Origin of the sequence: Ferdinandcohnia salidurans (genome assembly GCF_042680725.1) — a bacterium.
Taxonomy (GTDB): Bacteria; Bacillota; Bacilli; order Bacillales; family Bacillaceae_L; genus Ferdinandcohnia; species Ferdinandcohnia salidurans.
In genome coordinates this window covers 61293-81928 of record NZ_JBHUEK010000007.1, presented here as the reverse complement: position 1 = coordinate 81928, position 20636 = coordinate 61293, and the positions used below count along the sequence as shown (strand labels likewise).

21 protein-coding genes are annotated in these 20636 nt (G+C 38.9%); 5 read left to right on the top strand and 16 right to left on the bottom strand.

Features of this window, described 5'->3' with window-relative positions:
• Window positions 1-46: 46 nt before the first annotated feature.
• The 3 genes from ACFSFW_RS03295 to ACFSFW_RS03285 form a co-directional block, all read right to left on the bottom strand.
• Window positions 47-2410, bottom strand: a complete 2364-nt coding sequence (locus ACFSFW_RS03295; RefSeq protein ID WP_304212204.1) for an FdhF/YdeP family oxidoreductase — start codon at window positions 2408-2410, stop codon at window positions 47-49.
• Between the two features lie 343 nt (window positions 2411-2753).
• Entirely contained in the window at window positions 2754-3116 is a 363-nt protein-coding gene (locus ACFSFW_RS03290; RefSeq protein WP_309099916.1) for a Na-translocating system protein MpsC family protein, read from the bottom strand.
• 61 nt (window positions 3117-3177) lie between these two features.
• Window positions 3178-4443 (bottom strand): L-lactate MFS transporter, encoded by a 1266-nt coding sequence (locus ACFSFW_RS03285; RefSeq protein WP_388035197.1) that lies wholly within the window; start codon window positions 4441-4443, stop codon window positions 3178-3180.
• Between the two features lie 393 nt (window positions 4444-4836).
• Between ACFSFW_RS03285 and fdhD the strand changes: the two genes are divergently transcribed.
• Window positions 4837-5646 (top strand): formate dehydrogenase accessory sulfurtransferase FdhD, encoded by an 810-nt coding sequence (gene fdhD / locus ACFSFW_RS03280; protein ID WP_388035194.1) that lies wholly within the window; start codon window positions 4837-4839, stop codon window positions 5644-5646.
• Between the two features lie 155 nt (window positions 5647-5801).
• On the opposite strand, the gene ACFSFW_RS03275 is transcribed toward fdhD, so the two are convergent.
• Complete coding sequence (locus ACFSFW_RS03275; RefSeq protein ID WP_099363205.1) at window positions 5802-6251, bottom strand: SRPBCC family protein; 450 nt, start codon at window positions 6249-6251, stop codon at window positions 5802-5804.
• A gap of 173 nt (window positions 6252-6424) precedes the next feature.
• On the opposite strand from ACFSFW_RS03275, the gene ACFSFW_RS03270 reads away from it, so the two are divergent.
• Together ACFSFW_RS03270 and mscL are read left to right on the top strand one after the other, a co-directional pair.
• Window positions 6425-6724, top strand: a complete 300-nt coding sequence (locus tag ACFSFW_RS03270) for a hypothetical protein (protein ID WP_304212220.1) — start codon at window positions 6425-6427, stop codon at window positions 6722-6724.
• A 70-nt stretch (window positions 6725-6794) separates the two neighbouring features.
• The gene (gene mscL, locus ACFSFW_RS03265) at window positions 6795-7172 is read left to right on the top strand and encodes a large conductance mechanosensitive channel protein MscL (RefSeq protein WP_388035189.1); all 378 of its coding nucleotides are present in this window, start codon (window positions 6795-6797) and stop codon (window positions 7170-7172) included.
• A 45-nt stretch (window positions 7173-7217) separates the two neighbouring features.
• On the opposite strand, the gene ACFSFW_RS03260 is transcribed toward mscL, so the two are convergent.
• The 7 genes from ACFSFW_RS03260 to ACFSFW_RS03230 all read right to left on the bottom strand — a co-directional run bounded on the left by ACFSFW_RS03260 (window position 7218) and on the right by ACFSFW_RS03230 (window position 12856).
• The gene (locus ACFSFW_RS03260; RefSeq protein WP_388035187.1) at window positions 7218-7736 is read right to left on the bottom strand and encodes an acyl-CoA thioesterase; all 519 of its coding nucleotides are present in this window, start codon (window positions 7734-7736) and stop codon (window positions 7218-7220) included.
• 41 nt (window positions 7737-7777) lie between these two features.
• Window positions 7778-8212 carry a GNAT family N-acetyltransferase gene (locus tag ACFSFW_RS03255; RefSeq protein WP_388036015.1) on the bottom strand — a complete coding sequence of 145 codons (435 nt, stop codon included), beginning with the start codon at window positions 8210-8212 and terminating at the stop codon, window positions 7778-7780.
• 132 nt (window positions 8213-8344) lie between these two features.
• Window positions 8345-9310, bottom strand: coding sequence for a bile acid:sodium symporter family protein (locus ACFSFW_RS03250; RefSeq protein ID WP_388035184.1), 966 nt, complete (start codon window positions 9308-9310; stop codon window positions 8345-8347).
• Between the two features lie 139 nt (window positions 9311-9449).
• Complete coding sequence (locus ACFSFW_RS03245) at window positions 9450-10178, bottom strand: exonuclease domain-containing protein (protein ID WP_388035181.1); 729 nt, start codon at window positions 10176-10178, stop codon at window positions 9450-9452.
• A gap of 15 nt (window positions 10179-10193) precedes the next feature.
• Entirely contained in the window at window positions 10194-11165 is a 972-nt protein-coding gene (locus tag ACFSFW_RS03240; RefSeq protein ID WP_388035178.1) for a DUF294 nucleotidyltransferase-like domain-containing protein, read from the bottom strand.
• A 64-nt stretch (window positions 11166-11229) separates the two neighbouring features.
• The gene (locus tag ACFSFW_RS03235) at window positions 11230-12492 is read right to left on the bottom strand and encodes an ammonium transporter (protein ID WP_388035176.1); all 1263 of its coding nucleotides are present in this window, start codon (window positions 12490-12492) and stop codon (window positions 11230-11232) included.
• Window positions 12493-12703: 211 nt separating this feature from the next.
• Window positions 12704-12856, bottom strand: coding sequence for a hypothetical protein (locus ACFSFW_RS03230; RefSeq protein WP_388035174.1), 153 nt, complete (start codon window positions 12854-12856; stop codon window positions 12704-12706).
• 214 nt (window positions 12857-13070) lie between these two features.
• On the opposite strand from ACFSFW_RS03230, the gene ACFSFW_RS03225 reads away from it, so the two are divergent.
• Window positions 13071-14432 (top strand): YjiH family protein, encoded by a 1362-nt coding sequence (locus ACFSFW_RS03225; protein ID WP_388035171.1) that lies wholly within the window; start codon window positions 13071-13073, stop codon window positions 14430-14432.
• 111 nt (window positions 14433-14543) lie between these two features.
• Here the strand turns inward: ACFSFW_RS03225 and ACFSFW_RS03220 are convergent, their stop codons facing one another.
• From ACFSFW_RS03220 to ACFSFW_RS03205, 4 genes are all read right to left on the bottom strand, one after another.
• On the bottom strand, window positions 14544-15551 hold the full coding sequence (locus tag ACFSFW_RS03220) for an ABC transporter ATP-binding protein (protein WP_388035168.1): 1008 nt from the start codon (window positions 15549-15551) through the stop codon (window positions 14544-14546).
• Window positions 15552-15570: 19 nt separating this feature from the next.
• Window positions 15571-16380, bottom strand: a complete 810-nt coding sequence (locus tag ACFSFW_RS03215) for an ABC transporter permease (protein ID WP_388035165.1) — start codon at window positions 16378-16380, stop codon at window positions 15571-15573.
• A 3-nt stretch (window positions 16381-16383) separates the two neighbouring features.
• A complete protein-coding gene (locus tag ACFSFW_RS03210) occupies window positions 16384-17187 on the bottom strand; it encodes an ABC transporter permease (protein WP_304212244.1) in 804 nt (267 codons plus the stop codon).
• A gap of 108 nt (window positions 17188-17295) precedes the next feature.
• Window positions 17296-18597 carry a purine/pyrimidine permease gene (locus ACFSFW_RS03205; RefSeq protein WP_388035161.1) on the bottom strand — a complete coding sequence of 434 codons (1302 nt, stop codon included), beginning with the start codon at window positions 18595-18597 and terminating at the stop codon, window positions 17296-17298.
• Window positions 18598-18938: 341 nt separating this feature from the next.
• Here ACFSFW_RS03205 and ACFSFW_RS03200 point away from each other — a divergent pair, with 341 nt between their 5' ends.
• Window positions 18939-19922, top strand: a complete 984-nt coding sequence (locus ACFSFW_RS03200) for a Gfo/Idh/MocA family protein (protein ID WP_388035159.1) — start codon at window positions 18939-18941, stop codon at window positions 19920-19922.
• Window positions 19923-19959: 37 nt separating this feature from the next.
• On the opposite strand, the gene ACFSFW_RS03195 is transcribed toward ACFSFW_RS03200, so the two are convergent.
• Complete coding sequence (locus tag ACFSFW_RS03195; protein WP_388035156.1) at window positions 19960-20613, bottom strand: SDR family oxidoreductase; 654 nt, start codon at window positions 20611-20613, stop codon at window positions 19960-19962.
• Window positions 20614-20636: the final 23 nt, after the last annotated feature.

Here is a 20636-nt window from a genome sequence, read left to right as displayed (position 1 = left end):
TTTTGCCCATGAAAATGCCCCCAATTTTGGCTTGGGGGCGATAGTGTTATGCTGGAGGATCAATATTTAAATCATCCGCAATTTCTTTTTCTTGATATTGTGTATCTTTTCGAGCATTGAAGCGCTCTGCTTTTTCCACATACACCGCAATATTATAATCAGGAATACCAGCAAATTTTTCATAGCGTCCTCTTGGTAATAAAAAGTTACCTTCTGGGAAGTGAACGCCTAGATTTTTTCTGGCGATATCAGCAAACTTGGCTTTTCCTTGGAATACTCCAAAGCCATTGTGAACAACGATTGCTTCACCGTCTGCAACACGAAGCTCTTTCGCATCCATTGGATTAATTAATACATCATAACGTCCAGCCCCATTGAATGGATCAACCTCTTTATAAATCATCGAATTAAATTGCTTTCCACGGCGAGTCGTGAGTACGAATTGTTCTTCCTTTTTACCGAAATCAGGGATATCAACAGGGATTAGACTTCCCTTTCCATCCGGAGTCGGACACACTCCACCTTCACAAAGCCATGCTCCTCCCCATTGGAACACATCTCCTTTTTTCTTGAGGTGTTGTATACCGTTGTAGTTCGGATTGGCAATCGCAATTTCATCGCGAATTTCCTGTCCGCTTTTAAAATCAACTAAATGTGCGTTTTCAGGTTTAACTCGCTTGGCAAGGTCAACATAGATCTTCCACTCAGCGCGTGCTTCAGCAATTTCATTTTTATTCCCTTCAATTTCAGGTGAAAAATAAACCATGCGCTCTGTAGATGTTGAAGTTCCTCCACCCTCTTGTTCATATCTTGTTTTTGCCGGTAAAACAATAACGGCTTCTTTTGCATCCACGAGTGTTGAAGTGTTTAAAATAATATCTTGATGCACACGGATATCTAGTTCAGACAATGCTTTTTCAACAAACGTAGGGTCTGGCATCGTTTCAAGGAAATTGCCTCCAGACATATAATAAAGTTTTACCTTTCGCTCATGATCCTCTGGGAGTACGATATTTTCGAGAGTAACACCCACAATATCCCCTTGCCAATTTTGTATCTCAAAGCCCCAAATCTCTTCAAGGCGCTTCCTATTTTTTTCATCAAATTCGCCACCTGGCAGTACAAATGGATCGGCTCCCATTTCACCAGAACCTTGTACAGAAGAGTGTCCACGAAATGGCATTAGTCCGTTATACTTGCGACCTAAGTGGCCACGAAGCAAGGCAAGATTTGCAACCTGTGAAATATTATCAGTTGCAAATGAATGCATCGTTAAGCCCATTGCCCATGTGTACACAGCATTTTTACTTTTGGCTAAAAGTTGTGCAAGTTCTCCGATTCTTTCTTTTGATACACCGGATGACTTCTCAATTTCGTCCCAACTTTGCGCTTTGGCATGTGCTTTTAATTCTTCATACCCATTTACATGTTCCTTCACGAACTTATGATTAATCGCAGAACCTTGTTGTTTTTCTTCCATTTCAAACCAATGCTTCATAATTCCAAACATGAAGGCAATGTCTCCGCCAATGCTAACTTGGTAAAAATCATCTGCGAGCTTTGTTCCAAATAGGGCAGATTCCATATTAGATGGGATCCAGTATTTATCCATTGCAGGTTCTCTGTGTGGGTTAATAACTATAATTTTGGTACCACGCTTTTTAGCTTCAAGCATGTATTTCGTTGAAACAGGTGAACTGTTTGATGCAACACTTCCCCAGAATACCAATACGTCTGTACCCATCCAGTCCTGATAGTTGGATGTTGATGCCCCAACACCGATAGAACGCTTCATCGCTGTTTTACTAGGTGAATGACAAATACGGGAAGCGTTATCAATATGGTTCGTTCCTAAGAAACGAGATACCTTAGCAGCCACATAATAGGATTCATTCGTAATCCCTCGGGAAGTTAGGTAAAATGCATACTGCTTTGGGTTCAACTTCTTCATTTTATTTGCAATCATGTCCATCGCTTCATCCCAGGAAATTCTAGAAAACTTTCTTTCTCCTTTACGACGGATCATCGGATACGGAATTCTTCCGAGCTTTCTTAGTTCAGTGCTATTAAGCTTACGGAGCTCATCGATATCTGCATGTAGAATATCCGATTGAATCGCTGGCATTGTACTTAAACGCAGTACATTTAAACGTGTCGTGCACATATGTGGACCTGTCAATGTTTGATCATAAAGTCCAGAAACACCAAGTGCACATCCGTCACAAACACCTTGCGTTAATATACGAGTCGCATACCCTAGATTGTCCTTGTTTTCCCATGCAACTTTCATTGTATCTCGTATGTGTTTTGGCTTCACTTTTCCTAAACCAAATGGGATTGGACTGACCCAATGCTTTGGTTGTGGCATTTTTGTTGATTTTATAGGTCCCTGATGCTTTGTTTCTCCCACGTCTTACTCCTCCTTCTCCTCATTTCTCGTTATTACTATGTCTATGGTCAAAGTCAATATATATTCAAATACGCCATGGCGTATTTGCGCCCGATTTTTTTCGAGCTCGCTCGAAAAACTACCTTTGAAAAATCGTGGCATCCGCCGGAGGCTTTAAGATTATTCAGCAAAGCACTTGGGATTGCTGAATAATCTTAACTAAGCTTTCGGCATTTAAACATCTTAATCCTTCTAAAACTCTAAAATTATAGAAAAAACCACCGAAACATGATTCTCTACTTACATAGAAAAATGAAACGGTGGTTAGTCTTTAGCAGGGTCGCTACCAAGTGCCAACACAAGATTATTTTGTTTTAAACTTCTTCTCTAAATCTTGATCAAATACAAAGACTGACATTCCGAAATCTCGATCAATATCAATATCAACAAACAGATCAACTAGGTTTGAACCTAAAAACTCTTCCATTTCAACTGGTCTATTTTTTCGGTACATTTCTTTTACCATTTCGGTTCTTGCCGCACGAAGCATTTGTTTTCCTTCATCCGCACCGGCAATAAATTTTTCAACTGGTGATAGGTTTCCTTCCATCTCACATATGGCCCAATTTTTACAAAAGGTTGTGGTGATTTTGCTAGGTCCTTTCCCCATGTGCTTTTTCCGAAACGACCTTACTAGATTGCTAAACTCGGCTTCGTATTTATTCATTTTTTGTCTACCTCTTACTAGTTACTCATTAACCTAAAGTTAATCAAGATTACAAAGAATGTCAACCAGCAAGCTCAGCAGCATTCGTAGATTGTTGCTTTCGAAGTTTTTTAATATCCAAACGAATTAGCAGTGAAACCGCTAGTGCCACTGCAAAGAGTGCAGTAAATACTGTTAAGCTTTGTGTATAGCTTCCAGTTGTGTCCCGAATCCAAGATGCGAACATTGGACCAGCAAGACCTGCCGCTGCCCATGCCGTTAAAATGTAGCCGTGAATTGCACCAAGCTGTTTTGTTCCAAACAAGTCCCCAATGTAAGCTGGGATTGCAGCGAACCCACCACCGTAACATGTATAAATAAGTGCCAGTAATACCTGAAATAACACTGGATTCGACACATGTGGTAGTAACGGAAACGCAATTACTTGGATAAGGAAAAATACTGTATATGTATTAGGCCTCCCTAAGTAATCAGACACTGACGCCCAACCAATTCGACCAAGCCCGTTGAATGCGCCTAAGACTCCTACTAACGCTGCAGCTGCAACTGGAGTTAAGCCTACGCTTTCCTGTGCAAGTGGAGAAGCAGCAGAGATGATTGCTATACCGCACGTAACATTGATAAAGAGCATAATCCATAAATAATAAAAACGTTTTGTCTTTACCGCTTGGTTTGCCGTTAATTGTGATAAATCCTGTTTTACCTTCTTCGCTCCACTCGAAACCTTCTCTTTAAAGCCAGCCGGTAACCAGCCTTCTTTCGGTGGTGCAAGGTAAAGTGACGCCAAGATCATAATGATAAAATAAGAGATTCCAAGAATATAAAACGTATTTGCAATTCCTACTGATACAATGAGTTTTTGCATGATGGGACTACTGATCAACGACGCAAATCCAAACCCCATAATCGCAAGGCCCGTTGCCATGCCACGTCTGTCAGGGAACCATTTTACAAGTGTTGATACTGGAGCAATGTATCCAACGCCTAGACCAATTCCACCTAACGCACCATAGAATAAATACAATAATGGCAATGATTCTAGGTTAATCGCAAGACCAGATCCCGTGATACCGACACCAAAGAATATAGCAGCTAAAATGCCAGATGCGCGAGGGCCATATTTTTCAACAAAATGCCCTAGGAAAGCTGCTGATAATCCTAAGAAAAGAATCGCGATACTAAAGGTCATGCTGATGTCAGTTAAATCCCATCCGAATTCTGATTGTAGAGGTTTTGTAAATACGCTCCAGGCGTAAACAGAACCGATTGATAAGTGAATTCCAACGGCCGAGGCTGCAATCAGCCAACGATTTTTTGTCTTTTCCATTTCTTCTCTCCTTTGTTTTGAAATAATAGGTTACATTTTGCAGTAGTTAGAAAAAATAAAAAAACCGCCAGCAGCCTTATGCTTGAATAAGCATAAAAAGGATGATGACGGTTAATTTCCTTAGCAGGTTCGCTACTACAAAATTAACAGTAATCGTTTCCAAAATCGCACCTTTTGCAGCAGAGACAGGTTCGCTATCCTGTGACAAAAGTGTGTCAATATTGTGAACTATATAATAAAATATTACCAAAGCTAGCAAAATAAAACAATAGCTTTTATTTAACTATTACGAGTAGTGAAAATTTTTTATTGTTGTCCTTCCAATAAAAGTATGATTATATATTTAGTAACTAGATGCGTTATTCAATCTTGAAAGGAAAGTGAGGTGTATAGATGATGGATTCCATTACTGTTAGAAAAGGGATTATCAAATTTGAAGATGGTCAGCTTTTTGATGAGGAAGATCAAATTGTGACTGAATTTCCTTTGACTATTATCTTGAACCAGCAGGAATTTGCAACGATGGTTTGTACCCCTTCAGAGCTTGATGAACTGGTAATTGGCTTTTTAGCTTCAGAAGGAGTCATCCGTTTTAGAGACGAAATTAAAAGTCTCCATATCGATGAAGGCCAAGGCTATGCGTATGTTGATACGACTAAAGAAGTGACAACAAGCCAGGAATATTATTCAAAGCGTTTTATCGGTTCCTGTTGTGGAAAAGGTAGACAATTCTATTTTGTGAATGACTCAAAAACAGCCAAAACATCAACATCAACCATTACCCTCACACCTGAAGAATGCATAACCTTAATGAACGAAATGCAACAAAGCAGTGTTGTTTTTAAAGATACGGGCGGTGTACACAACGCAGCACTTTGCACTCCAAACGAAATGATTGTGAATCGAACCGATATTGGCAGACATAATGCTCTTGATAAAATCTATGGATATTGCTTAAATCATAAAATACCTGTTCGTGATAAAGTGATTGTGTTTAGTGGTAGAATTTCTTCTGAGGTATTATTAAAGGCCGCGAAAATTGGGGTTGGGATTGTTTTATCAAAGTCAGCACCAACCGATTTGGCTATTAAAATGGCTGAAGAACTGAATATAACTGCCGTTGGTTTTATCCGCGGAGGAAAGCTAAATGTCTATTCACATCCAGAACGAATTGTGCAGAATTTGGTTGAGACTACGAGATAAAAGGAAAAGAGATTAGTAGGTTTCCCTCTACTAATCTCTTTTTTCGATACTATTTCCTATCGGCTATATTTTTTGGGTATCACCCATATTTTTTCGGTATCAGCCATAAATTCAAATGATCAGCCATATTCTTCATTATTGGCCATACCTCTCATTTACGTGTGTTGAAACAGCTCTTGTACGTTTTTCATGAACTCCTCAGACTGTTTATTGCTTGATCCTTTCATCAAAAGCTCTCCAATTGAAGCTAATTTACCAGTCATTTCAAAGTCCATTTCATATTCAACAAGTGTTTGATTCGGTTCGATTGTTTTTAAGTTTGCCGTAAGGGTATTTGTAAAGGAGCCCGCAAGTGAAACGGGTTTCCCTTTCATTTCTACGACAATCTTTTCATTTTCGATTGACTCTTTTAACTCCCCAACTCCCTGAATTTTAATCGGGACAAACTGCACCTTCACCTCTACCAATGTTTCATATTTTGTTGGACTTAATTGCTTCACTTTTTTACAGCCGGGAAAACATGGGCCTAATTTCATTGGGTCCATAAAAACTGAATAGACACTTTCTCGGTCTGCATGTACGATAAATTTGTTAGCTTTTTTCAAGATCCCACTCCTTACGATTTTTTCTAAGATGATGTTACAATTTTATTAGCAAAATTTTGTTATAGAACTAAAATGATAAATCGTAAGACAACTGTCACAGTCTATTATTTCAATAGGTTTTTGATATAATGGGTAAAATAAAGATAGATGTTTGTATAGAGGAGAGACTTTTTATGGCTTTTGGAATTAGACGCAAGGAGCTTCTCGAGTGGAAAAGGAAGGTTTCACAAGGAGAAATTGCGTTTTTGACGCATTATTGGATTGACGACCGTTTTCCTGGGATGACGACCGTGACAAAAGTCGGCTGTGCTGACCTTGAAAAACTTAAAAATTGGGGCAAACAATATGGCATTCCTTCAAAGTATATCCATAACCGGACTGGATTCCCCCACTTCGATTTATTAGGAGAAAGACAAATTGAAATCTTAAAAAATGAAAACATGCTCCACCAATTAGAAAGATTTAAGGGATAAGCCTTATGTACTATTTTCTTTTCCAAGGATTTATGTAAAATAAGAAATGGTTTGAAAGGAGAATTTACTCATGATTAATGAATTTAAAAAGTTTGCCCTCAAAGGCAATGTAATTGATCTTGCAGTCGGGGTTATCATTGGTGGAGCATTTGGAAAAATCGTTACATCACTTGTGAATGATATTATTATGCCTCTAGTTGGTTTCTTACTAGGTGGAGTCGACATATCTAAAGCTTCAATCCCCTTTAATGGTGAAAAAATCATGTACGGTGCTTTTCTACAAACAGTCGTGGACTTTTTAATTATTTCCTTTTCTATTTTTCTCTTTATTCGCTTTTTCCAACGGTTTAAGAAAAAAGAAGAAGAAAAACCTGCCGATCCAACTCCATCAAAAGAGGAGCAATTGCTTACTGAAATTCGTGATTTACTAAAAGAACAACGCAGCTAATTGAAAAAGGTTGTCCGAGTCATAATTGACTATGGACAACCTTTTTTATACTTCCCAAGGTAATGCAATGCTAAATTTAGACGCCATTTTTTCGTTTTCTTTTTTGCGTCTTTTCCGATTTTCTGCACGGTCTTTTGCTGATTCGTGAAGCATCTTTTCTTCTTCAGACTTCGGAATGACCTTTGGAACGGGTTTTGGTTTCCCCTTCTCATCTAAGGCAACAAAGGTTAAAAACGACAGTGCGCAAATATGACGTTCTCCCGTATATAAGTCCTCTGCAATCACCTTTACAAAGACCTCCATAGACGAGCGTCCCGTGTAGGTAACGAAAGCCTCTAGACAAACAGAGCTACCTTCGTTAATCGGATGAAGAAAATCCACAGAATCTGTTGATGCTGTAACAACCGGTGAACGTGAATGTCTTACGGCTGAAATAGAAGCGACATCATCAATATAGGCCATCAGTTTACCACCAAACATGGTTCCATGGTAATTTGTATCAGGTGGAAAAACATTACTTGTCTTCACAACAAAGGATTCTTTGCAGTACTTTGCCTCTTCCATATGTATGTCCTCCTTCGCTATTTTTTTATATTCTTCACGTATTAGATCAATTTCAAACGAACGAGTTTTTCTCCCCAAGGTGCTACCCCATTCGGTTGAAAGCCTGTACGTAAATACGTTCTTTCTGCCTCGATATTATCTGGGTTATACCCGATGATGATTTCTTTGGCATCTGGTTTAACTTTAATATTTTCAATTACCTGCAAAAGAGCGTTAGTGCCGAAGCCATTCCCCTGGTATTTTTCATCAATCATAATACGGTAAATCCAATAATTATGATCATCCTCATCTAAACCGTACATTGTAAAACCCACCATTTTATCATCTGCATAAATAGCGAGCGCCTCAAAGTTTGGCAAAAACTGTACTTCTGCTAATGAATAAAGATTTGAAGCGATAAAACCTTGTTGGTCCATACTTACTTTTAAATCAATACATTCCTCCCAATTATCACGTGTGATTTTTTGTAAGGTCACTGTCAAGTGAGTATCCCCCGATACATTAGTATAAGGAGGTTTTATGGCCTCCCAACATATAATCGTATGCGTTCGGGCTAAATATTTCAATCTTTTTTTAAAGAAAAACGTTAGCCAAATGACTAACGTTTGTTATGCGGTGAACTTTTGTTCAACACGTTCAAATGAGTATACACGATCAATGAAGAATGCATAGATTGAAGCTAGTATCTGCTGGAAGAGCATTCCTACAACGACCGGAACCGCAACCTCGGCCGGGAAGAATGCAATCGCAATGACGGCACCTGCGCTAATATTCCGCATCCCCCCCGTAAAAATAAGGGCGATAATGACATCAGATTCTAGCTTTAGCAGGCGACCGATTCCCCATGAAATCATATAACCACAAAACGCGATAAAAAATACAACTGCGCCCGTCATGATTAGTTTCAAGTCCACATTTTTCAAATAAGGCGCAATCGTTGCACTATTAATCATCACCACGACACCGAGACCAATCTTTGAAAATGGAGCCAAAGTCGGACTAAGCGATTTTGTACATTTGCCCTTTGTAAAATGATTGACGAGCATACCAAGGATAGAGGGTAGCACAACCATAAAAAGGAGGCCTTGCATGATGCTAAGAATATCCATTTCAACATTACTGCCGACAAACAAAGTTAAACTATACGGCACAACAAAAGGTGAAATTAATGTATCAATTAATATAATCGAAAGCGTCAATGCAATATTACCATGTTTCATTGCCACCCAGATAAAGCTTGATATCCCGGTTGGTATCACAACTGCTAAAATCATTCCGGTGATCGTAAAACTGTCACCAGGAAAGGTTAAATGACCGACAACCCAAGCCCAGGCAGGCATGATTAAATGTAAAGTTATAAGAGCAATCAAGATTGGAAATGGATGAGTGAGAGCTCTCTTTAAAGAACTAAAACTTGAACTTAATGCCCCTGAAAAAGTGATAAATGCAAAAATCCACGGTACTAAATATGAAAACGGAGCTAAATACGCAGTTAATAAAACACCAAGTACTACACTTGTAGGTGTAATGAGCGGCATAAGTTTTTCTAGTTTTTTATTGAGTTTCTGTAACATTATCATTCTCCTAAGGACTGAGTATCATTTCTGTAAGACCGTTATTTTAGTATACTACAATTTTAGCACGACAGTAGTTGTCCAACATAAATTTGGGTAAAATTAACATAAAAAAGAAACACCTTAAACGAGTGCTTCTTTAAAGTTTTGCTAGCCGATCATAAACATCCCTTAATGTACGGCATCCTAACTCTTGGATTTTTTGTAGATAAAGTGACCAAAGCTTGGCTGTTAAAACAGCATCTCCTAACGCATGATGTCGATTTGTTACTGCGATTTGGTGATATTCGCATAAGTCTTCTAATCTAGTTAATCGTAAATCCGGTTCTACTAACCTGTATAAAAAGGAGGTATCAATAATCCGATGTTTAAATGGGGTCCGAAATTGCTTCCAACTTGCTGTATGCATGAAAGTTTTCTCATGATTCGCATGATGTGCTACGAGGGGATTCCCTTTCGCAAATTCAAAAAATTGAATGAGAACCTCCGAAAGTGGTGGGGCATTTTTTAACGTTTCAGATGTTATTCCCGTTAATACTTGAATCTTCTGAGGAACCTCATTTTTAGTGGATACAAGTGAATAAAATTGTTCATTTTCGCGAATTGCTCCGCCCTCCACTTTAATTGCACCAAGTGAAATAATTTCATCCCCTTGGTCTGGGTAGAAGCCCGTTGTTTCGATATCAAACACGACAACAGATAGCTCATCTAACGGTACTGTCAACTTATCCTCTTGTTGAAGATCTCTATGAATTTGACGTAGAAAAGCAACCTGTTGAAAACTAAGGCCTTGATTCCCACCCATTCCACTTGTATTTATTTTTCCATGAAGCCCACGTACAAATTGAACAAATGGTTCAAATGCCATAATTCAACCACTCCTCTAGACGATAATTGAACGAACATACTGATGTAGTTTGTAACCACTCTTCAAAATGTCGCGGAGTTCTTTTTTTCGTCTTTTATCTAAACTCTTAATGGGTATAAAATGACTTGCTTCGTAAGACTGAGTATGATTGTAGAGATTATTCCTTAGTGCGAGTAAAAGCTTGAAATGTTCGAGATAATTCTTAAAATCAGGGGGGTATCCTCTCTTTAGTAAAGCCTCAATACGATCAAGCGTGGATGTTTCTAACAAGCCTTCTTTGATCGCAAGCACTCGAATCGCGTTTACATAAGGTAGAAAAGCAGTCTGCTTTAAATCGACCGCTCCTACGTATTCTCCTTTTTCTTCTCCGACAAGTTGACCAAGTGGACCAATCGCTTTTTTGACAAACCTAATGTTTTCCAAATGCCTTGTTATCAGTTTTGTATTTACCTCCTGATTGGCAAGCATATGAGACTTTATCTCACGTAATAATGGATTACTTCCTACAAGAACTCGTGAATCATAAAAAATCTGCAAATAACGTATGGCCTCCCAACTTTCTTCTTCCATCCATAATGAAATCTGATGTTGCCACCCCTCTACAGAGTTACACCATAGAGGATTGGATGGCATAATTTTTCCCTCACAATATGGATATCCAATTTTGTATAAACCGTAAGAAAGCTCTTTTCCTAATTCACTAAAAAAATGAGAAGCTTCTTTTGAATGTTCAGCGTAGATAATTCCATGATCTTGGTCACTTACATATCCTTGCTCCAATCGACCTCCACTACCAGTAATAAACCATACAAATTCACAGGGAGGAGTTTTGGTTTTTTGCACCTGCTGCTCCAGTGCCAAATGTAAAATATATTTCATCACCTTATCATGAAAATGGTTTAGTGAATCTGTATCAATCTGATACTGGAAAATCAACTGCTCCCTTAAATTTTTAATTGATTCATATGTTTGCATGTCCTTGCTCATCAATACACCCCCTAAACCATAATGATAGCAAGCTCCTCTATTGCTAGAAGGCTTGCTGTTTCTATTACGAACTTAACTTATCTTCTTTAGCTAAGAAAACTTCAGGATAACCATAGCTGCCATGCTCACTAATGTCTAGCCCCATAATTTCCTCTTCCTCTGTTACGCGCAGACCACCCATCACCTTTTTAAGAACGGCAAGAATGATAAAGGAAACAACAAATGCATAGAGACCTGATGTCGCAACCCCTAAGAACTGTACGCCTAATTGAGTGAATCCACCACCATAAAACAATCCAGCCTGACCAACCGTTGCAAGCTCTGGTGTTGCAAAGAATCCAGTCGATAATGTACCCCAAATACCCGCTGCTCCGTGAACTGATAAAGCGAAAATCGGGTCATCGATCTTTCTCTTTTCAAAGAATCGCGCACTATAAAAGACAAGAATTCCGGCTACAAAACCAATCACCACAGCTGCCCATGTATCAACAAATGCGCAAGATGCTGTAATTGCAACTAACCCTGCTAATGCACCATTTAACATAGTCGGAATATCTGATTTACCTAATACAATCCATGAAATGAATAATGCCGCTACCACTCCAGCCCCTGCTGCCAAATTCGTATTTAGTGCAACGAATCCAAAGAATCCAGCATCTACAGATACCGTACTACCTGCATTAAACCCAAACCAACCGATCCAAAGAATTAATACCCCCAACGCTGTATACACTTGGTTATGTCCAAACAGAGTATTCGATGAACCATCCTTATTGTATTTTCCAATACGCGGTTTCAATAAAATCGTGGCTGCAAAAGCTGCCATTGCCCCTGTTAAATGAACAACCGTCGATCCCGCGAAGTCTTGCTTGCCATGCTCCGCTAACCAGCCGCCACCCCAAATCCAGTGAGCAACCACTGGATAAACAATCGCTGCGAAAAGGATGGTAAATACAAGGTACACTGATAATTTCGCTCTTTCTGCAAAACCGCCTGTTGCAATTGTAATCGCTATTCCTGCAAATGCTAATTGAAATAAAAAGAAAACAGATGAATTAAGACCTAAATCAAGTTCTTTTCCAGAATAAAAGAATTCAGATAATCCTATAAAAAAGTTTGCGTTGCCACCGAAGATAAATCCAAATCCAACTGCCCAAAACACTAATGACGAAAGTCCGAATGTAAAAATTGTTTTACCTGCGATATGCCCTGCATTTTTCATTCGGGTTGAACCTGCTTCAAGAAGTATGAATCCACCTAACATAAAAATAACTAAAATTGCTCCAACCATTACCCATAGACTGTTCATTAAGTAAGAAACGTCCATTTTCAACTTCCCCCTCTAAGCAAACTGTTATTTTACATTACATTTGATGTTAGAAAATATAACATCATGTATATGATTATTAATATTAATCTAAAATATAGATTAAAATCAACTATTTTTTAAAATTTTTAGATTGATTATGTTAGAAAGTATGACACCAAACAAAAAAAGAAGCATAATCACCATGGTGATATGCTCCTTAACGACTTCTTTAGCTAGGATCATTTTCGTCATAAGACAACGTCGTAACCTGTGTGTAATCGCCCTTTTCTATCTCTTCCATTGTTGCTTCCTCTTGTAAATCTGTTTCTGTGTCCATTCCAACTGCAATGGTTGCATCGTCCTTCTTTTGGCGTTTCTTCATCAGTATCCAACTCCTTTCTTTTAGTATCCCCATATATGTTTTAGTTTGAGTTGGGAATGCTAAAAAATATGCTGGTAGAAATAACCGCTTTTTCAGAATAGTATTTTTATACGTTTGAAAGCATTTTTATTTAAAAACCCCTCGCATTTTTATGCAAATTGTTATAAAGTAATCATTGTGACTTTTTTTCGAATAGTATTTGAGGTGAAACAACATGGCAATCCAAAAACAACAAGTTAAAACAGCAACAACTGAATATTTAAGATTTCTAATCCCTTCTTTAATCGGTATTATGTTATTTATTGTACCGTTTCAATACAAAGATTCTTTCACGATCCCGGTTGCGATTTTGGCGGACATTGTACAAGAATTATTAGGCAGTTCAATTCCTTATATTATGACGGCATTGATTACAATTACCGGGATTATTTCTATGTTGACCGTTTTCTTTAAACCTTCATTCATTACAAAATCTCCCTTTTTATCTGGACTCTTTTATGTATCTCCAGTATGGGTGATTGCACGAATTCTTGGAACGATTTTCGCTATTATGACGTTATACAAGGTTGGTCCATCCGCAATTTGGTCGGAAACAACTGGTGGAACGTTGCTATTTGATTTGATTCCTGTATTATTTTCCGTATTCTTATTTGCAGGTCTCTTTTTACCATTGTTACTTGATTTTGGCTTATTAGAGCTATTTGGAGCATTGTTAACAAAGGTGATGCGTCCTCTTTTCAGATTACCTGGACGTTCATCTGTTGACGCCATCGCTTCATGGTTAGGTGATGGAACCGTTGGGGTCCTTCTTACTAATAAACAATACGAAGAAGGCTATTATACAAAAAGGGAAGCAGCTATCATTGGAACAACATTCTCTGTTGTTTCCATCACATTTACAGTCGTTATTTTAGCCCAAATGCGTTTAGAGCATATGTTTGTACCATTTTATTTCACAATCTTACTTGCAGGCTTGGTTGCGGCAATCATCATGCCAAGAATCCCGCCATTATCAAGGAAGTCGGATACGTATTATGAAGGCACTACTCAAAAAGCGGACGAAAACATTCCGGCGAATGTAGGTCGTTTTCAGTGGGGCATGGAGCAAGCAGTCATTCAAGCGAGAAAAAGTGGAGACTTTTCAAAAGTGGTAAAAGGCGGAGTTCAGAACGTGTTAGATATGTGGCTGGGCGTAGTTCCAGTCGTAATGGCAATCGGAACAATCGCACTTATTATAGCGGAGTTCACACCGTTCTTCACCTATTTAGGAGCTCCGTTTGTACCGATTCTCTTACTGCTTCAAGTGCCAGAAGCGGCTGCCGCAGCCCAAACAATGGTCATTGGATTTGCAGATATGTTCTTACCGGCCATTATTGGAGCAGACATTTCAAATGATCTGACACGATTTGTGATTGCAGGAGTATCCATCACTCAGTTAATCTACATGTCAGAGGTTGGTGGATTGCTACTTGGTTCAAAATTACCGGTTTCTTTCTTGGACTTAGTATTGATTTTCTTACTGCGTACGTTTATTACCTTACCAATTATTGTTGGAATGGCGTATTTGTTTTTTTAAGATAATAGGTTAAGCCCCGAAGTTGATTCGGGGCTTTTTTTGTGCCAAGTGAATGTTAGTGACAGTATTTTGGAGATAGTGACAGTATTCAAGCTTCTCTACCATATACTTCTAGACTTTCACCGGAACTTCTTCCTTCGTGAATCCTTCTTGATAAATTCGGCTGATAATCGACTCAATTTCGGGCTCCTCAACTGTTAAATCGGTGATATTATGGGTTTGCGTAATTTGTGAAATCACGTCCGAAGCGGAAAAGTCATCACGGTTGAAACGAATCCACTTACGGTTCCCTTCCTCTTTCATGAGTTCCCCGTTTGAAACGTGTAGATTAACGCCATTTTCCTCAACATCAACGATCAACGTCCGCATTTTTCCAAAGCGAGACTTAACTGCTGCTATATCACCGTCATAGACCTTTTGGCCATGGTCAATTAATATCATTCGTTTACAAAGCTTTTCAATATCCTCCATATCATGTGTCGTTAAAATCACCGTCACATCGCGAAGTTTATTAATTTCCTGTATAAATTCACGCATTTTCTGTTTCGCAACAACATCCAGTCCAATCGTTGGTTCATCTAAAAATAAAATCTCAGGGTCATGTAAAAGGGATGCTGCGATATCCGCTCTCATACGTTGACCTAACGATAGCTGTCGAACTGGTGTGTTCAAAAAGTCGCCTAAGCCAAGAATATCCGAGAAGGTATTCATGTTCTCTTTATAACGCGCATCAGGAACGCGGTATATTTCCTTTAATAACTCAAATGATTCTATTGTCGGGAGGTCCCACCATAGCTGTGTCCGTTGACCAAACACGACACCAATGTTTTTCGCGTTTTCTTTACGATTTTCATACGGTACAATCCCGTTTACAATAATGGAGCCGTTTGATGGCACAAGAATACCTGTAAGCATTTTGATCGTAGTTGATTTCCCAGCTCCGTTTGGTCCAATATATCCAACCATTTCCCCTTTTTCGATGGAAAAGGAAATATCTTTTACCGCTTCTTTCGTGACAAACTGGCGGTTTACGACACTTTTTAATGCCCCTACAAAACCCGTTTCTCTTTTTGCAATTTTAAATTCTTTGTTTAAATGTTCTACTTCAATTATGGCCAAGACACAATCCCCCCTTTAATCACGATCCCGCACTCTTATATCGACTTAAGCCGAGCATCCAAACATAATATGCAATCACAAAAAACACGATACCCACAAGCGGTGTAAAATAGCCGATATAAGAAGGAAAATTAGGTGTGTCCTTATCTAATATAACCGCTGCTGGGAAGTAATTTACAAACCCAAAAGGAACAACAAATGCTGTTACCCATTGAACAATCTTAGGATAGATAGCAAGTGGATAGTTTGTTAAATTTCGAGCTGGGTACATCACAACCCAGTAAAAGCGCTCTGACTTCATCGTCCAGAAGGCAATGGCTGAAATGAAAACAAGCAGTCCACCTTGAACCAAGATCCCACCGATAATTGCCCCAAGTAAAAAGAGGACTTTTCCAAATTGCCAATGAATATCAAGGGCATTGCTGACCCATATAAATACAAGAATACTAAAAATAAATTGACCTGCTGCACCAATATCAAATTTCATCGCCATAAAATGAAAAAATGGATTGATTGGACGAACGAGAAATCGGTCAAAGGTTCCATTCACAATATACGTATCCAAACTTCTAAAATGGAAAAAGAGGATAATACAGAATCCCCATGATAGAACAGCTAACGCAAATAGAAATAACAGCTCATAAAAATTCCATTTTCCTAGTTCTTTAAATTGATAGAGCATAATCCACATTGTTACCGCCGTCCCCGTATAGGCCGCGACCATACCGACAATGCGCATGATGAACGCAAAACGATACTGCATTTGGGCACGTACTCCCGCTCCTACTAGTCGGAAATACAAACGAACATATTCAATAATCTTTGTCATCCTTTACCCTCCCTGTACAATCACTTTGTTTGATGCTTTTCGCCAAACAAAACGGAGGATTGCATAAGACACAGCTACCCAAAACAACTGAATCCCAATTGAAATAAACACATCTTTGCCAGAAATTTCTTCGATAAAAATCGCATTTGGAATAAAATAAATCCCTTGGAATGGCAAATATGCTGCAAACGTTTGCAACCAACCTGGGAAAAACCACAACGGAATGACCGAACCCGATAAAAGAGATACAGAAAAATAGAAGATATCCTCTATTCCTCCTGTTTCAATAAGCCAAAATGTAAATAATCCAAATGTCAGCTCAATACAGTATCGAATTAAAAACCCTAAAAATCCAGAAATAACAAATAAAATCCAGGTCATCCATGATGTCGGCAGGCTTAAATCAACAAAGAAAAACAAGAGAACATATAAAGGGACAAGTGCAGTCAGCATATAAAAAGCTACACTACCAAAGTCAGCAAATAAATAACGTAGCGGTACATCAAATGGCCTCATAAGTTCGAGTGCAATGTCTCCTGTACGAACCTTTTCTTGAAGTTCCCACAGCGGTGTTCCAGCACCATTGACTGCCGTTAAAAATTGACTGACAACAACATATGTAAGCATTGCCGTTAAAGAGATTCCACTCGCCTCTTCTTTGCCAGCATAAAGTGCAAACCAAATTGACATCCACATTAACAAAAAGATGATATTTGAAACCAGCCTTGTCCACACGTCAAAACGATAGGCAGCTGATCTCATAAAGGCTTTCTTCGTAAAAGCCGTATACATTTTTACCGTATCCATTCATTCACCTCTAGTAAACTATGAAACACAAGTTAAAAGTAAGGTATAACAAACTCCCTTACTTTTAACAGATTTTTCTCTATAGTAGCATAATTCTACTACTTCCGACTAGACTCTTTCTTTCTTTTTAGAACCAAGTCTTGAAACGGTTTGCTCAATCAAGACGGCCACAAGCGTTCCAAGCACAAGACCGTTGTTCAAGATTGAAGTTAAAATAGGCGGTACATCCGCAAACGCTTCTGAAGGAACAAACATCGCCCCTACCCCAACGAATAACGAAAAAACGATAATCAGTCTGGATTTATATTTGTTTTCAAGATTTTCAAACATTGCTAAAGACGGGAGCATAAGGTTAGCGAAAATGATAAAAACCGTTGCATACCCCACTGGTGCAGGCAAGCCTGAAACGAAATTCATCACTTTCGGAAGGAAACTAATACCGACCAAGATGAAACTTCCAACAATGAATGGGAGTCGAGTATTAATTTTCGTAGTGGCAATGAATCCCGCAGCCCCTGATATCGGAACAGGTGCGACCGCTGAGAAGAGACCAGCTAACATTTGGTTAATTCCTGCCATAAAGCCCGCTGGACGAAATCTTGTTTTTTCTAATGATACGTTTTGTGATTGAAGCACTTGTTCAACGACCTTAACACTCGCTATAAGATTGGTTAAAAGCAACAGTGTCACAAGGATCGAGGTCGTAATCATTCCACTATCAAAGATTGGCTGACCGAAAGGAAAGATTTCAGGTACCTCAATCCATTTGGTTGACGTAACTTTGGTTGGTTCGATTAATCCAAGTACAGCGAAAATAATCCAACCAAGGGCCAAGCTGATTAAAACGGAGTATTGTCTTAAAGCTCGAGGTCCTTTTTCGGCAAAAACAAAGGTAAATAAAATAATAAATAAACAAATACCGGCGATTTTTAAGTTAACCGTCTCTGCACCACGGTAACCAACACCGAAAATGCCATTTAAAAAGGAACCGCTCAATTGTAGCGAAAGTAGAATTAAATAAGTGCCTGTTACAACTGGCGTAAATAATTTCGACAGTCGATCAATAATCCCGAAGATACTTAAGAGCATAAAAAGAATCCCACTCACCAAAATACCGGCTTCAATCGCCCGAAGTGTTTCTTCACCTGAACCATATAATGTCGGTCCTAAGCTTGCATAAATAATAAATACGCCCCACCATAAGCCAGCAGGTCCTTCATTGATCGGCAAACGGTGACCAAAATACACTTGTATTAAACAGGATAATCCCAATACGAGAAAGGTCCTTTGGACAAAACTCGCTGTCTCAACTGGGTCCATTCCATATAGAGCTGCAATCGCGATTGGTGCTACGATGGAACTAGCAATAATAAAGGCTAGCCATTGAATTGAACTAAAAAAAACTTTCAAAATTCTCATCCCTATTCTTCTATCAAATGCGCCTTGGCGTATTTGCGCCCGATTTTTAGGCCCACAGGAAGTGGGTCATAAAGACGTTGCCACACGATGTGGCGTTCTTAGTCTTTGAACTTACTGCTCGAAAAATTACCGCTGAAAAATCGTGGCATCCGCCGGAGGCTATAACTTTATTCAATATCGGTTTGACCACCTTGTAACTCTTTCTGCATTAATCTCAGCAAATTGTGGACTTCTGCTGAATAAAGTTATGTGCTCTCCCATTTTACCATTTTTTTATAAATTTGCATGTTTGATATAATGAATATATATGCTTTACTTTTGGAGGAAAATTTATGATTCGTTTTGGAGTTATCGGAACTAACTGGATTACAGATTCATTTTTAGAAGCAGCAAATGAAATTGAGGATTTTTCATTAACCGCTGTTTATTCACGAACGGATGAGCGCGCAAAGGAATTTGCCACTAAACACCATGTACCGTATGCCTTTACTTCGATTGAGGAAATGGCACAATCTGATGTAGTGGACGCTGTGTACATAGCAAGTCCTACTTCCTTTCACGCCTCTCATGCAATTAGTCTATTGAAACACGGAAAACATGTTCTTTGTGAAAAGCCAATTGCCTCAAACACGAGAGAGCTTATGGAAATGATTCAGGCAGCAAAGGAAAATAAAGTGCTGTTAATGGAGGCGCTCAAATCAGGCTTTCTCCCTTCCTATTCAAGCATTCGGGAGAACTTATATAAAATCGGACCGGTTCGTCGTTATTTTGCGAGCTTTTGCCAATATTCATCCCGCTATGATGCGTATAAAGAAGGAACAGTATTGAATGCCTTTAAACCAGAATTTTCAAACGGTTCATTAATGGATATTGGGGTATATTGTATTTATCCGATGGTGCAATTATTCGGAAAGCCAGATTCAATCAAAGCAAGTGGACTTATGCTCGAGTCAGGTGTCGATGGTGAAGGCGGTATTCTTGCCCATTACAAGGACATGGAAGGTACGATGATGTTTTCAAAGATCACGAACTCCTTTATCCCTTCAGAAATACAAGGTGAAAAAGGCAGTATTCTCATCGATAAAATTTCAGAACCCGAAAAAGTTGAAATTCGCTATCGGGACGGTCGAGTTGAAGATATCTCTAACCTCCCGGAGCACCACACCATGTATTATGAAACCAAAGAATTTATCGAACTGATTAAAAATGGTTCCTTAGAATCAACCGTCAACACGTATGAAAATTCGATTGCAGTTATGGAATTATTAGACGAAGCCCGCAAGCAAATCGGGTTAAAATTTCCTGCTGACAGGTAAAAAAACGCTTGCGACCGAACCGTCGCAAGCGTCTCTTTTAATCACCTTTTACATTTTTCAATGCATCTACAATTGGAATTTCTCCACTTACAAGATCAAATGATTGATAATATGTATTTTCCTCAGATAAGGAAGCTACAATCACTTTTGCTACATCTGCACGAGGGATTGTGTTTCTTGTCAAATTCTCCCCAATTGCAACCTTCCCAGAGCCTTCTTCATTCAACAAGCCACCAGGTCGAACGATTGTATATCTTAAATCACTTTGTTCAAGAATTCGATCGGCATAATGTTTTGCAACATAGTATGGACGAATTGCCTCATTCCATTTTTCACGTTGATTCGCACCTAATGCACTTACCATCACAAAGCGCTTAACGCCTGTCTTTTCTGCCGCTTCAACCGTTTTCACCGCACCATCAAGGTCGATTAACAACGTTTGATCAGGACCTGTATGTCCACCTGAGCCTGCGGTAAACACAATCGCATCCAAGCCTGTAATGGCTTCTGCTATTTTATCAACATTATCTGCAATATCTGCTAAAACGGTTTCGACACCTAAGTTCTCAAAATGGGCTACTTGCTCTTGTTTACGCACCATCGCAATGGGTGTATGCTCACTACTTTCCTTTAGAAGCTCCACCACTTGTTTTCCAATTTGACCATTCGCACCGACTACACAAACTTTCATCAATCTAGCCCCTTTCTTTTCCA